Consider the following 12,463-nt stretch of genomic DNA (forward strand, 5'->3'; position numbering starts at 1 on the left):
GATCGTGATCAAGCGAAGTTTGCGGTGCTGCCCCCTAGTCTGGCCCCGCACGAAGAACCTGCGCCCCGCACCGTGTTGCGAGGCAACGCAAAGGTCCCGCCTGAGGAGTAAATGGAATGCTGACTCGCAACAGAAAACCCTTCACCCTGAGCCTCGCCGCACTGAGTTGCGCGTTGGCCTTGGCACTGCCCTTGAGCGCCCATGGCGCACCCCAGCCGGCCGAAGTGAAAACCGCCGGCGCGCCAGACATGAGTCAGGCCGACTTCGACACCTCCAAACAGATTTACTTCGAGCGCTGCGCCGGTTGCCACGGCGTGCTGCGCAAGGGTGCCACCGGCAAACCGCTGACACCGGACATCACCCAGGCCCGTGGCCAGGCCTATCTGGAAGCGCTGATCACCTACGGTTCCCCCGCCGGCATGCCGAACTGGGGCACCTCCAATGCGTTGACCAAAACCCAGATCAGCCACATGGCCAGCTTTATCCAGCACACCGCGCCAACCCCGCCGGAATGGGGCATGGCCGAAACCCTCAAGACCTGGAAAGTGCTGGTCAAGCCCGAAGACCGTCCGAAGAAACAGCTGAACGATCTGAACCTGGAAAACCTGTTCTCCGTCACCCTGCGCGACGACGGCAAGATTGCGCTGATTGATGGCGACAGCAAGAAAATCGTCAAACTGATCAACACCGGTTATGCCGTACACATCTCGCGGATCTCCGCCTCGGGCCGCTACCTGCTGGTGATCGGCCGCGACGCCAAGATCGACATGATCGACCTGTGGCCCGCCGAACCGACCAAGGTCGCCGAGATCAAGGTCGGCATCGAGGCGCGCTCGGTGGAGACCTCGAAATTCAAGGGCTACGAAGACAAGTACGCCATCGCCGGTTCCTACTGGCCGCCACAGTTCACCATCATGGACGGCGAGACCCTGGAGCCCAAACAGATCGTGTCCACCCGCGGCATGACCGTCGACAAGCAGGAATATCACCCCGAGCCCCGTGTCGCGGCGATCATCGCCTCCCACGAATGGCCGGAGTTCATCGTCAACATCAAGGAAACCGGCAAGGTGATGCTGGTCAATTACCAGGACATCAAGAACCTCACCATCACCACCATCGACGCCGCACCGTTCCTGCATGACGGTGGTTGGGACAGCACGCACCGCTACTTCATGACGGCGGCCAACAACTCGAACAAGGTCGCGGTGATCGACTCCAAGGAACGCAAGCTCACTGCCTTGGTCGAGGTCGGCAAGACCCCGCACCCAGGCCGTGGCGCCAACTTCGTACACCCTACCTACGGGCCGGTCTGGGCCACCAGCCACTTGGGCGACGGCGGTATTTCGGTGATCGGCACCGACCCGATCAAACACCCGCAATACGCCTGGAAACAGGTGGAATCGCTCAAGGGCCAGGGCGGCGGCTCGCTGTTCATCAAGACCCATCCCAACTCCCGGCATTTGTATGTCGACACCACCCTCAACCCCGACGCCAAGCTCAGCCAGTCGGCCGCGGTGTTTGACATCGACCATCTGGACAAGGGTTACACGGTGCTGCCGATCGCCGAATACGCCGGCATCAAGCAAGGCGCGCTGCGCGTGGTGCAGCCGGAATACAACAAGGCCGGCGACGAGGTGTGGTTCTCGGTGTGGAACGGCCAGACCGAGGAATCGGCGCTGGTTGTGATCGACGACAAGTCCCTGAAGCTCAAAGCTGTTATCAAGGACAAGCGCCTGATCACCCCAACCGGAAAATTCAACGTCTACAACACCCAACACGACATTTATTGAGCCCCATCAACACAAGGACTTCCGATGAAAAATACTCTCCTCGCACTGCTGACCTGTGCCGCCGCATTCAGTCTGCAACCGGCCTTCGCCCAAGACGGGCTGGCCTTGTTCAGCAGCAAACCCTGCGTCGGCTGCCACATGGTTGACAGCAAACTGGTGGGGCCGGCCTTGAAGGACGTCGCGGCCAAGAACGCCGGGGTGAAAGACGCCGCCGTGACCCTCGCCAGCCACATCAAAAACGGCACCCAAGGCAACTGGGGGCCGGTTCCGATGCCACCGAATATGGTGACGGAAGACGAAGCCAAGGTCTTGGCCGAATGGGTCCTGACCTTGAAATAAGCACAAGGAGCGCGCCATGAATGCATCGATGATCGGTACGGCCATGGCGCTGTTCCTGCTGATTCCCACGTGGGCGCTGGCCACACCGGACGCCGCCCGCCTCGAACACCTGCTGACCCAGGACTGTGGCGCCTGCCACGGCCTGTACCTCACCGGCGGCCTGGGCCCGCCCCTCACCCCGGCGGCCCTCGCCGGGCAAAGCCGCGACAGCCTGACCGCCACCATTACCTATGGCCGCCCTGCCCGCGCGATGCCCGGCTGGGCGCCGTTGCTCAGTTCCAGCGAGATCGCCTGGCTGGTCGAACGCCTCTTGCAAGGAAGCCCCGCACCATGATGCGCCCCACTCTTCTATCGCTGTGCCTGCTGCTCGGTGCCTGTGCCCAACCGCCGCTGCGCGGTACTGGCGACCTGGGCCTGGTGATCGAACGCGCCAGCGCCAGTGTGCAAATCATCGAGACCAGCGGGATGACGGAGCTGGGCCGGATCGACGGCTTGGGCGACCTGTCCCACGCCTCGGCGGTGTTTTCCCGCGACCAGCGCTACGCCTACATTTTCGGCCGCGATGGCGGCCTGACCAAAGTCGACCTGCTGCGCCAACGCGTTGAAAAACGCATCATCCAGGGCGGCAACAGCATCGGCGGCGCCATCAGCCAGGATGGCCGCCTGATTGCCGTGTCCAACTACCAACCCGGCGGGGTCAAGGTGTTCGATGCGCAGACCCTGGCCCAGGTGGCCGACATTCCCGCCACGCCCCTGGCCGACGGCAAACGCTCGCGGGTGGTGGGCCTGGTGGATGCGCCCGGCCAGCGCTTCGTGTTCAGCCTGTTCGACACCGGCGAGATCTGGAGCGCCGACTTCAGCCAGGGCAACACCCCGCAGATCACCCGGTTCCGCGGCATCGGCGAACAACCCTACGACGCGCTGATCACTGCCGATGGCCGTTACTACATGGCCGGGCTGTTCGGTGAGGACGGCATGGCCCAGCTCGACCTGTGGCATCCCGAGCACGGGGTCAAACGCGTGCTCGCGGATTACGGGCGCGGCCAGGCAAAACTGCCGGTGTACAAGATGCCCCACCTCGAAGGCTGGGCCGTGGCCGACAACCAAGCCTTCGTGCCCGCCGTCGGCCATCACCAGGTGCTGGTGATGGATGCACGCAGCTGGCAGCAGACCGCCGCCATCGACGTCGCCGGCCAACCGATTTTCGTCACCGCACGTCCCGACGGGCGCCAGCTGTGGGTCAATTTCGCCTACCCGGACAACGACCGCGTACAGGTGATCGACACCGAGACCCACAAAGTGGTGGCCGACCTGCGCCCCGGTCCCGGGGTGCTGCACATGGAGTTCACCGGGCGTGGCGAACAGCTCTGGCTGTCGGTGCGCGACGGTGAGCAGGTGCAGGTCTGGGACCCGTACCGCATGACCTTGCTCAAGATCTTGCCGGCCTTGAGTCCCAGTGGAATTTTCTTCAGCAGCCGCGCGCAAAAAATGGGGTATTGAGATGGACCTTGACCTGCTTAGCCGTCAATTGATCGAACGCTACCAGCACGGCATGCCGCTGTGCGCCGAACCTTATCGCGAAATGGCCCAGGTGCTGGGCTGCAGCGAGGCCCAGTTGATGACGTGCCTGCACCGCCTGGAACTGGCCGGTTCGCTGTCGCGGGTCGGCCCGGTGTTCGAACACACCCGCGCCGGCGCCAGCACCCTGGCTGCCCTGGCGGTGCCGGTCGAACGCCTGGAACAGGTGGCACGGCGCGTCAGCCAGTACCCGGAAGTCAACCACAACTATGCGCGCGAGCATCAGTACAACCTGTGGTTCGTGTTGACCGGCCCACACCGTCAGCACCTGCGACAGATCCTCGACGAGCTGGAGCAAGACACCGGCCTCATTCCCCTGGATCTGCCGATGCTCACCGCCTATCGCATCGACCTCGGGTTCTCCCTGGGAGCGCATCCGTGATCATCCCGCTGAGCCAAGAGCAAATGCTCGACCTGCGCCAATGCCTGGAACGCGGCTTGCCTCTTGTCTCGCGGCCCTACGACAACCTCGCCGAACAGATCGGCGCGCATCACGACCAGGTGTTGCAGCAGATGCAGCAATGGCAGGACCAGGGCCTGTTCCGCCGTGTCGGCCTGGTGCTCAATCACCGCGCCCTGGGCTTTGTCGCCAATGCCATGCTGGTGCTGGACGTGCCCGATGCGCTGGTGGACGAAGTGGGCAACCGCCTGGGCCGCGCGCCCGGTGTCAACCTGTGTTACCAGCGCCCACGCCGCCTGCCGCAGTGGCGCTACAACCTGTTCTGCATGGTGCATGGCCGCGAACGCAAGGAGGTCACGGCGCATATCCAGCGGATGCTGGAACAGCAGCAACTGAGTGACCTGCCGCACCAGTTGCTGTTCAGCACCCACGCCTTCAAGCAATGCGGCGGGCGCTTTACGCCGCCGTCGTCGCAGGTATGGGCCCATGGATGATCTCGACCGGCGCCTGATCAATCGCCTGCAACACGGCCTGCCGCTGGTGCGCGAACCCTGGCGGCAGGTGGCGCAGGAACTGCACAGCCACCCGAGTGAAGTGCTCGACCGCCTGCACGACCTGCTCGAAGACGGGGTGCTGACGCGCTTCGGGCCGATGTTCGATGTCGAGCGCCTCGGCGGCGCCTTCACCCTGGCCGCGCTGGCCGTACCCGACGCGCGCTTTGACGCGGTCGCCGAACAACTCAACGCGCTGCCCCAGGTGGCCCACAACTACCGCCGCGAACATCGCTGGAACATGTGGTTCGTGCTGGCCTGCGGCACCGAGGCCGAACTGGCCGCCACGCTGTCCCGCATCGAGACCCTGACGGGGTTGGCGGTGCTCAATCTGCCGAAGGAGCAAACCTACCATGTCGGTCTGTATTTCCCGGTCTGACCACCACCTGGCCCTGCGCCTGGTCGCCCTCACCCAGGGTGGCCTGCCGCTGCTGGACGATCCCTGGGCCTGGCTCGCCGAGCAGTTGGGCATCAGCGTCGAGTCGACCCTCGACTTGCTCAAGCACCTGCAGGCTGAAGGCGCGATCCGGCGTGTCGCCGCCGTGCCCAACCATTACCGCCTGGGCTATCGCCACAACGGCATGACCGTGTGGGACGTGGCCGACGTGCAGATGCCGCGCCTGGGCGAATTGATCGGTGCGCAGCCGTTTGTCAGCCATTGCTACCGCCGCCCGCGCCGTCCCGACTGGCCCTACAACCTGTTCGCCATGGTGCATGGGCGTAGCCGCGAGGAAATCGACAGCTACCGCGAACACCTGCGGTTCCTGCTCGGCGATGCCTGCCGCGGCGACGAGATGCTGGTGAGCAGCCGCATCCTGAAAAAAACCGGCCTGCGCCTGACGCCGGCACCTTAGAAGGAGCGTCCTATGCTACGGATCAGTCAGTACCTGCGTACCCTGGCCGGAAAATGCCCGCCGCCGCGGACCTCGCCGCCCGGCAAGGAGCGGCCGCCGGTGGTGATCTGGAACCTGCTGCGGCGTTGCAACCTCACCTGCAAACACTGTTACGCCACCAGCGCCGACAGCGTGTTCCGCGATGAACTGGACACCCCGGCGGCGCTCCAGGTGATCGACGATTTGCACGCGGCCGGGGTGCGTGTGCTGATTCTGTCGGGCGGCGAACCGCTGCTGCGCGCAGACCTGTTCCAGCTCAGCGCCTATGCCCGGGACAAAGGTTTTTTCGTCGCGCTGTCGAGCAACGGCACGCTGATCGACGAACACAATATCCAGCAGATCACCGACGCGCGCTTCGACTATGTGGGCATCAGCATCGACGGCCTGCAGGCGACCCACGATGCGTTTCGCCAGTTGCAGGGCAGCTTCCAGCGCTCGATGCACGCCATCCGTCTGTGCCGCGAGGCCGGCATTCGCGTGGGCCTGCGCACCACCCTGACCCAGGAAAACCATGGGCAGTTGCCGCAACTGCTGGCGCTGATGCGTGACTACGATGTGCAGAAGTTCTACCTGTCGCACCTCAACTACAGCGGGCGCGGCAAACGCAGCCGGCAGTTGGACGCGCACCGGCAGATGAGCCGCGATGCGATGACGCTGATTTTCCAGCAGGCCTGGCACGACATCGAAAACGGCGTCGACAGTGACTTCGTCAGCGGCAACAACGACGCCGACGCCGTGCTGTTGCTGCAGTGGGTCCACCAGCATCTGCCCGAGCATTACCCGCAGTTGGAACACCTGCTGCACGGCTGGGGCGGCAATGCGTCGGGCAGCGGCATCGCCAATATCGACAACACCGGCGAGGTACACCCCGACACGTACTGGTGGCAGCACTCGGTGGGCAATGTGCGCAACACCACGTTCCGCCAGCTCTGGCTGGACCGGCCCGACCCGTTGCTGCTGCGCCTGCGCGAACACCCGCGGACCATCGGCGGGCGGTGTGCCGAGTGTCGCTGGCTGCCGATCTGCAACGGCAACACACGCACCCGCGCCTGGGCCAACGGCGACCTTTGGGGGCCCGATCCGGGTTGCCACCTCAGCGACGCCGAGATCGCCCTGCAGCCTCGCAACCTGATCCCTTGCTCGACCACCCGGTGACACAACCGGGGGCAGCCTACCTGATGATGTATCAAGGACGTCTCATGCACACTCCGACCACCTTACCTGCCAGTTTGCACAGCCCCTTCCACCCCGGCGAAGTCGCCTTGGTGGGCGCCGGCCCCGGCGACCCGCGCCTGCTGACCCTGCGGGCCTGGAGCCTGCTGATGCAGGCCGATGCGGTGGTCTTCGACCGGTTGATCAGCGCCGAGATGTTGGCGCTGATCCCGCTGACCTGCGCGCGCCATTACGTGGGCAAGGCCAGCGGCTGTCACAGCCTGCCCCAGGATCAACTCAACGAACTGCTGGCCGAACTGGCCGACCAGGGGCAACGGGTGGTGCGCCTCAAGGGCGGCGACCCGTTTATCTTCGGCCGTGGCGCCGAAGAGCTGGAATACCTGCTGGCCCGAGGCGTGCCTTGCCAGGTGGTGCCGGGCATCACCGCCGCGTCCGGGTGCAGCGCCTATGCCGGCATCCCCCTGACCCACCGCGATCTGGTCAACTCCTGCCGCTTCGTCACCGGGCACCTGCAACGCGATGGCGCGTTGAAGCTGCCTTGGGCCAGCCTTGCCGAGCCGAGCCAGACGCTGGTGTTCTACATGGGCCTGTCGAACCTCGCGCTGATCGCCGAACACCTAGTGGCGGCGGGCCTGCCGGCGGACACGCCAGCGGCGCTGATCAGCAACGGCGCGCGAGCCGACCAGCAGGTGGCCCGTGGCACCCTGCGCCAGTTGCCGACGATGGCCGCCGACTGCGAACCCGGTGTGCCGACCCTGACGGTGATCGGCCATGTGGTCAACCTGTTCGCCGGAGCCGCCCTGCACTTCCCCGCCAGCCTGTCGCCGGCCCGCGAAGCGGTGGCGGTATGAAACGCCTGCTACTGCTGCCCTTGCTCTGGGCCGCCGCCGCCCACGGCACGCCGGCCGAGGACTACCAGCGTCACTGCGCGAGCTGCCATGGCCTCAACCGCATCGGTGCCAGCGGCCCGGCGTTGCTGCCGGAAAGCCTGGGACGGATCAAGCCGGAGGAAGTGCGCAAGGTCATCGAGCAAGGGCGCCCGGCCAGTCAGATGGCGGCGTTTGCGCCACAGTTGAGTGCTGCGCAGATCGACGGCCTGGCGAATTTCCTGCAGCAACCGCCCGCCACACCGGCGACCTGGAACGAGCAGGACATCCATAACAGCCACACCCTGCTGGCAGACCTGAGCCGCTTGCCGACTACGCCTCAGCATCATGCCGACCCGCTCAACCTGTTTGTGGTGGTGGAGTCCGGCGACCATCACATCGACATTCTCGACGGTGACACCTTTGCCGTGCTGGACCGCTTCCCGACCCATTTCGCGGTCCACGGCGGGCCGAAATTTTCCCCCGATGGGCGCTTTGTGTACTTCGCCTCGCGCGACGGCTGGATCAGCCTGTACGACTTGCACAACCTCAAGCTGATCGCCGAAACCCGCGTGGCGCTCAACACCCGCAACCTCGCGGTGAGCAAGGACGGGCGCTGGGTGCTGGTGGGCAATTACCTGCCGGGCAACCTGGTGGTGCTGGATGCCCGCGACCTGTCGCTGGTCAAGACCCTCGACACCGCGTCGCGGGTCAGCGCGGTGTACACCGCCCCGCCGCGCAACAGCTTTATCGTGGCACTCAAGGACGTGAATGAAGTCTGGGAACTGTCCTATGCCGCCGCCCGACCCAGCTTCGAACCGCGGCGCATCCAGGCCCAGGACGTGCTCGATGACTTTTCGTTTTCCCCGGATTATCGCCAACTGGTCGCCACCTCACGCAAGGCCGGCGGCGGCCAGGTAATCGATCTGGACACCGGCCACGTGGTCACCGACATCCCACTGTCCGGCATGCCGCACCTGGGCTCGGGGACGTATTGGCAGCGCAATGGTGAGTGGGTGTTTGCCACGCCCAATATCAGCAAGGGGCAAATCTCGGTGATCGACCTCAAGACCTGGAAGCTGATCAAGCAGATCCCCACCCTCGGCCCGGGCTTTTTCATGCGCAGCCATGCCAATTCGCGTTATGTGTGGAGCGATGTGTTTTTCGGGCCGGACAACGATGCGATTCACCTGATCGACAAACAGACCCTGGAAATCGCCCACACCCTACGCCCAATGCCGGGCAAGACCGCCGCCCACGTGGAATTCACCCGCGACGGTCGCTACCTGTTGCTGAGCATCTGGGCCAACGATGGGGCGTTGATCGTCTATGACAGCCAGACACTCAAGGAGATCAAGCGCATCCCGATGAACAAACCGTCGGGCAAGTACAACGTGGGCAACAAAATCGAATTTGCCGAAGGCACATCACACTGAACCTCGCGCTGGGGACCTGCCCGTCAGCGAGGAAACCCCGGCATGGGTTGAAATGAAAATCGACAGCTCCCCCAAGGAGACCTCGGTGCGGGCGGACATGGCGATCTACTGTGGGAGGTGTCGAGCCCCGGCGAGGCTGCGACGGGGCCGGTACTGCTGACAGTTTTGCTGCCTGACCGTCCGCTATCGCAGCCTCGCTGAAGCTCGACAGCTCCCACAAGGAGACCGCGCTGCGGGCGGACATGGTGATCTACTGTGGGAGGTGTCGAGCCCCGGCGAGGCTGCGACGGGGCCGGTACTGCTGACTTTTTTGCTGGCTGACAGCCCGCTATCGCAGCCTCGCTGAAGCTCGACAGCTCCCACAAGGAGACCGCGCTGCGGCCGGACATGGCGATCTACTGTGGGAGGTGTCGAGCCCTGGCGAGGCTGCGATGGGGCCGGTACTGCTGATATTTTTGGAGCCTGGCCGTCCGCTATCGCAGCCTCGCTGAAGCTCGACAGCTCCCACAAGAAGACCGCGCTGCGGGCGGACATGGCGATCTACTGTGGGAGGTGTCGAGCCCTGGCGAGGCTGCGACGGGGCCGGTACTGCTGACTTTTTTGCTGCCTGACCGTCCGCTATCGCAGCCTCGCTGAAGCTCAACAGCTCCCACAAGGAGACCGCGCTGCGGGCGGACATGGCGATCTACTGTGGGAGGTGTCGAGCCCCGGCGAGGCTGCGACGGGGCCGGTACTGCTGACTTTTTTGCTGGCTGACCGTCCGCTATCGCAGCCTCGCTGAAGCTCGACAGCTCCCACAAGGAGACCGCGCTGCGGGCTGACATGGCGATCTACTGTGGGAGGTGTCGAGCCCTGGCGAGGCTGCGATGGGGCCGGTACTGCTGACAGTTTTGCTGCCTGACCGTCCGCTATCGCAGCCTCGCTGAAGCTCGACAGCTCCCACAAGGAGACCTCGGTGCGGCCGGACATGGTGATCTACTGTGGGAAGTGTCGAGCCCTGGCGAGGCTGCGACGGGGCCGGTACTGCTGACATTTTTGGCGCCTGACAGCCCGCTATCGCAGCCTCGCTGAAGCTCGACAGCTCCCACAAGGAGACCGCGCTGCGGGCTGACATGGCGATCTAGTGTGGGAGGTGTCGAGCCCCGGCGAGGCTGCGACGGGGCCGGTACTGCTGATATTTTTGGCGCCTGACCGTCCGCTATCGCAGCCTCGCTGAAGCTCGACAGCTCCCACAAGGAGACCGCGCTGCGGGCTGACATGGCGATCTACTGTGGGAGGTGTCGAGCCCCGGCGAGGCTGCGACGGGGCCGGTACTGCTGACAGTTTTGCTGGCTGACAGCCCGCTATCGCAGCCTCATGCTCGTTCCCACATGTTGATCGGTGTATGACCTAACTCATCCAGTTCCCGCCATCGACGTTGTAGGTCTGGGCGACGACATAGTCGGCGTCCTTCGACGCGAGGAAGATCGCCATACCGGTGAGGTCTTCAGCGGTGCCCATGCGTCCGAACGGCACCTCGTCGCCTACTCGCTGCTTCTTCTCGCCCGGCGCCAGGCCTTCGTGCTTGGCGAACAGTGCGTCCACCCCGTCCCAATGCTCGCCGTCGACCACGCCCGGGGCGATGGCGTTGACGTTGATGCCCTGCTTGATCAGGTTCAGCCCCGCCGATTGGGTGAGGCTGATCACCGCCGCCTTGCTCGCGCAGTACACCGCGACCAGCGGCTCGCCGCGCCGTCCGGCCTGGCTGGCCATGTTGATGATCTTGCCGCCGTGGCCCTGGCGGATCATCTGCCGAGCCGCGGCCTGCAGGGTGAACAGGGTGCCGGCGACGTTGATCGAGAACAGCCGCTCGACACTCTCGCGGGTGATGTCGACAATCGGCGCCAGATCGAACAGCGCCGCGTTGTTGATCAGAATATCCAGCTGGCCGGCATGGGCCACCACGGCGGCAATCGCGGCGTCGATCGACGCCTGGTCGGTGACGTCCATTGCCACCGCGTAAGCCTGCGGGCCCAGTTCGGCTGCTGTGGCCTGGGCCCGCTGCAGGTCGATATCGGCGATGGCAACCGTGGCGCCTTCATGGATATAGGCCAGGGCAAAGGCGCGACCGATGCCTCGCGCCGATCCGGTGATCAGCGCGCTCTTACCTTCCAGTCGTTTCATGGGGTGCGTGTCCCTCGGGCATTGATGGGGGATAACCGGCGCGTTTGATCTCGTGCTCGGCGGTGTCCACCGCTTGTTTTTATGGTCGAGGGCCGATTACAGCAGCTTGGCCGGGCCCTCACAAACCCGTGGCGAATGCCCGACCGATACTTTTTTAACCGCAGGCCCGGAATCAAAAAAGTATCAGTGTCGGGCGAAAGCTTCGGTAGCGCGGCTGTCGCCAACACGCGTATTTTGGCGCAATTCCCCAAGTACAAGAGGCATCACCATGCCCATCAGCCGCGCCGAGTTGTTCGAACACCGCCCCGCCGAACTCGAAGTGATCCTGCCCGAGCCGGAACACTGTTTTCGCTGGTTCGAACATGACTACCCCTACGAACTGGCGCGCTGGAATCACCACCCGGAATTCGAGATCCACCTGATCCGCCAAGGCAGCGGCAAGTTGGTGGCGGGCGATTACATCGGCGCATTCGGTGCCGGGCATGTTGCGCTGATCGGCCCGGACCTGCCCCACGACTGGATCGGCGACCTGGCCCCCGGCGAACACCTGAACGGCCGCGATGTGGTGCTGCAATTCGATGGCAGCGCCCTCCTCGCCCTGCGCAAGACCCTGCCGGAACTCGGCGACGTGCAGCCGTTGTTCGAACAGGCCCGGCGCGGCCTGGCATTCAGCGGCGAAACCGCTGTGCAAGCGGCCCGCCTGCTGGAAGACATCGGCAGCGCCCACGGCCTGCAACGCCTGATCCTGTTCCTGCAACTGCTCGACACCCTCAAGAACGCCCCGCCGCCGCAGGTGCAGGCCCTGGCCAGCCCGTGCTATGCGCCGACCCTGGACGCGCGCAGCGCCGAACGCATCAACAAGGCGTTCGACTACCTGATGCGCGAATTGACCGGCGATGTGCGCCTGTCGGTAATCGCCCGGCAACTGGAGATGAGCGAAGCGGGCTTCTCACGCTTCTTCAAGCGCAACACCGGCCACGGTTTTATCGACCTGATGCGCAAGTTCCGCATACAGCGGGCGTGCCGGCTGTTGCTGCAAAGCGAGCTGTCCGTGGCGGCGATCTGCTTTGAAGTGGGCTACGCCAACCTGTCCAATTTCAACCGGCACTTTCGCATCGAGATGCATCAGACGCCCAGCGAATATCGGCGCGAAACGGCCATGCACCTGTTCCAGCGCAGCGAAAAAATGACACCGCGTCAATACTGACCAAATGGTCGATTAATTAGGATTTTTCCCAAGCTATTCAGCCCATTGAGTAAAGTTGGTACAGCTT

At 64.3% G+C, this 12,463-nt stretch carries 13 protein-coding genes; 12 read left to right on the forward strand and 1 reads right to left on the reverse strand.

Translation table 11 applies throughout. From position 1 onward, the window contains the following. Positions 1–116 precede the first annotated feature (116 nt). The 11 genes from nirS to JN756_RS18495 are packed head-to-tail and all read left to right on the forward strand — an operon-like array spanning position 117 to position 9,026. Positions 117–1,790 (forward strand): nitrite reductase, encoded by a 1,674-nt coding sequence (gene nirS, locus JN756_RS18445; RefSeq protein ID WP_046383073.1) that lies wholly within the window; start codon positions 117–119, stop codon positions 1,788–1,790. 24 nt (positions 1,791–1,814) lie between these two features. Continuing rightward, positions 1,815–2,129 carry a c-type cytochrome gene (locus JN756_RS18450; RefSeq protein WP_046383072.1) on the forward strand — a complete coding sequence of 105 codons (315 nt, stop codon included), beginning with the start codon at positions 1,815–1,817 and terminating at the stop codon, positions 2,127–2,129. Between the two features lie 16 nt (positions 2,130–2,145). Then, complete coding sequence (locus tag JN756_RS18455) at positions 2,146–2,463, forward strand: c-type cytochrome (protein ID WP_017849352.1); 318 nt, start codon at positions 2,146–2,148, stop codon at positions 2,461–2,463. After that, on the forward strand, positions 2,460–3,629 hold the full coding sequence (locus JN756_RS18460; protein ID WP_046383071.1) for a cytochrome D1 domain-containing protein: 1,170 nt from the start codon (positions 2,460–2,462) through the stop codon (positions 3,627–3,629). Before JN756_RS18455 ends, JN756_RS18460 begins: the two co-directional genes overlap by 4 nt. A gap of 1 nt (position 3,630) precedes the next feature. Then, on the forward strand, positions 3,631–4,089 hold the full coding sequence (locus JN756_RS18465) for an Lrp/AsnC family transcriptional regulator (protein ID WP_017849354.1): 459 nt from the start codon (positions 3,631–3,633) through the stop codon (positions 4,087–4,089). A gap of 23 nt (positions 4,090–4,112) precedes the next feature. After that, positions 4,113–4,601, forward strand: a complete 489-nt coding sequence (gene ahbB, locus JN756_RS18470) for a siroheme decarboxylase subunit beta (protein ID WP_032804989.1) — start codon at positions 4,113–4,115, stop codon at positions 4,599–4,601. Beyond that, positions 4,594–5,037, forward strand: coding sequence for an Lrp/AsnC family transcriptional regulator (locus tag JN756_RS18475; protein ID WP_046383070.1), 444 nt, complete (start codon positions 4,594–4,596; stop codon positions 5,035–5,037). Before ahbB (JN756_RS18470) ends, JN756_RS18475 begins: the two co-directional genes overlap by 8 nt. After that, positions 5,012–5,512, forward strand: a complete 501-nt coding sequence (gene ahbB / locus JN756_RS18480) for a siroheme decarboxylase subunit beta (RefSeq protein ID WP_017849357.1) — start codon at positions 5,012–5,014, stop codon at positions 5,510–5,512. Before JN756_RS18475 ends, ahbB (JN756_RS18480) begins: the two co-directional genes overlap by 26 nt. A gap of 12 nt (positions 5,513–5,524) precedes the next feature. After that, entirely contained in the window at positions 5,525–6,706 is a 1,182-nt protein-coding gene (gene nirJ / locus JN756_RS18485) for a heme d1 biosynthesis radical SAM protein NirJ (protein ID WP_017849358.1), read from the forward strand. Positions 6,707–6,750: 44 nt separating this feature from the next. Continuing rightward, positions 6,751–7,575 (forward strand): uroporphyrinogen-III C-methyltransferase, encoded by an 825-nt coding sequence (gene cobA, locus JN756_RS18490; RefSeq protein ID WP_017849359.1) that lies wholly within the window; start codon positions 6,751–6,753, stop codon positions 7,573–7,575. Next, positions 7,572–9,026 (forward strand): cytochrome D1 domain-containing protein, encoded by a 1,455-nt coding sequence (locus tag JN756_RS18495; RefSeq protein WP_201021163.1) that lies wholly within the window; start codon positions 7,572–7,574, stop codon positions 9,024–9,026. The genes cobA and JN756_RS18495 overlap by 4 nt, the downstream gene beginning before the upstream one ends. A 1,389-nt stretch (positions 9,027–10,415) precedes the next feature. Here JN756_RS18495 and JN756_RS18500 read toward each other — a convergent pair. Further along, positions 10,416–11,189 carry an L-iditol 2-dehydrogenase gene (locus JN756_RS18500; protein ID WP_108525171.1) on the reverse strand — a complete coding sequence of 258 codons (774 nt, stop codon included), beginning with the start codon at positions 11,187–11,189 and terminating at the stop codon, positions 10,416–10,418. 268 nt (positions 11,190–11,457) lie between these two features. Between JN756_RS18500 and JN756_RS18505 the strand changes: the two genes are divergently transcribed. Further along, complete coding sequence (locus JN756_RS18505) at positions 11,458–12,396, forward strand: AraC family transcriptional regulator (protein ID WP_108525169.1); 939 nt, start codon at positions 11,458–11,460, stop codon at positions 12,394–12,396. The last annotated feature ends 67 nt before the right edge of the window (positions 12,397–12,463 follow it).

Origin of the sequence: Pseudomonas sp. Y39-6, from assembly GCF_023651955.1 — a bacterium.
Lineage (GTDB): Bacteria > Pseudomonadota > Gammaproteobacteria > Pseudomonadales > Pseudomonadaceae > Aquipseudomonas > Aquipseudomonas veronii.

Coding starts and splice junctions, on each gene's coding strand:
- JN756_RS18495 (WP_201021163.1), top strand. CDS start 7,572: ATGAAACGCCTGCTACTGCTGCCCTTGCTCTGGGCCGCCGCCGCCCAC.
- JN756_RS18505 (WP_108525169.1), top strand. CDS start 11,458: ATGCCCATCAGCCGCGCCGAGTTGTTCGAACACCGCCCCGCCGAACTC.
- nirS (WP_046383073.1), top strand. CDS start 117: ATGCTGACTCGCAACAGAAAACCCTTCACCCTGAGCCTCGCCGCACTG.
- JN756_RS18465 (WP_017849354.1), top strand. CDS start 3,631: ATGGACCTTGACCTGCTTAGCCGTCAATTGATCGAACGCTACCAGCAC.
- JN756_RS18455 (WP_017849352.1), top strand. CDS start 2,146: ATGAATGCATCGATGATCGGTACGGCCATGGCGCTGTTCCTGCTGATT.
- ahbB (WP_032804989.1), top strand. CDS start 4,113: ATGCTCGACCTGCGCCAATGCCTGGAACGCGGCTTGCCTCTTGTCTCG.
- nirJ (WP_017849358.1), top strand. CDS start 5,525: ATGCTACGGATCAGTCAGTACCTGCGTACCCTGGCCGGAAAATGCCCG.
- JN756_RS18475 (WP_046383070.1), top strand. CDS start 4,594: ATGGATGATCTCGACCGGCGCCTGATCAATCGCCTGCAACACGGCCTG.
- JN756_RS18450 (WP_046383072.1), top strand. CDS start 1,815: ATGAAAAATACTCTCCTCGCACTGCTGACCTGTGCCGCCGCATTCAGT.
- JN756_RS18500 (WP_108525171.1), bottom strand. CDS start 11,189: ATGAAACGACTGGAAGGTAAGAGCGCGCTGATCACCGGATCGGCGCGA.
- ahbB (WP_017849357.1), top strand. CDS start 5,012: ATGTCGGTCTGTATTTCCCGGTCTGACCACCACCTGGCCCTGCGCCTG.
- JN756_RS18460 (WP_046383071.1), top strand. CDS start 2,460: ATGATGCGCCCCACTCTTCTATCGCTGTGCCTGCTGCTCGGTGCCTGT.
- cobA (WP_017849359.1), top strand. CDS start 6,751: ATGCACACTCCGACCACCTTACCTGCCAGTTTGCACAGCCCCTTCCAC.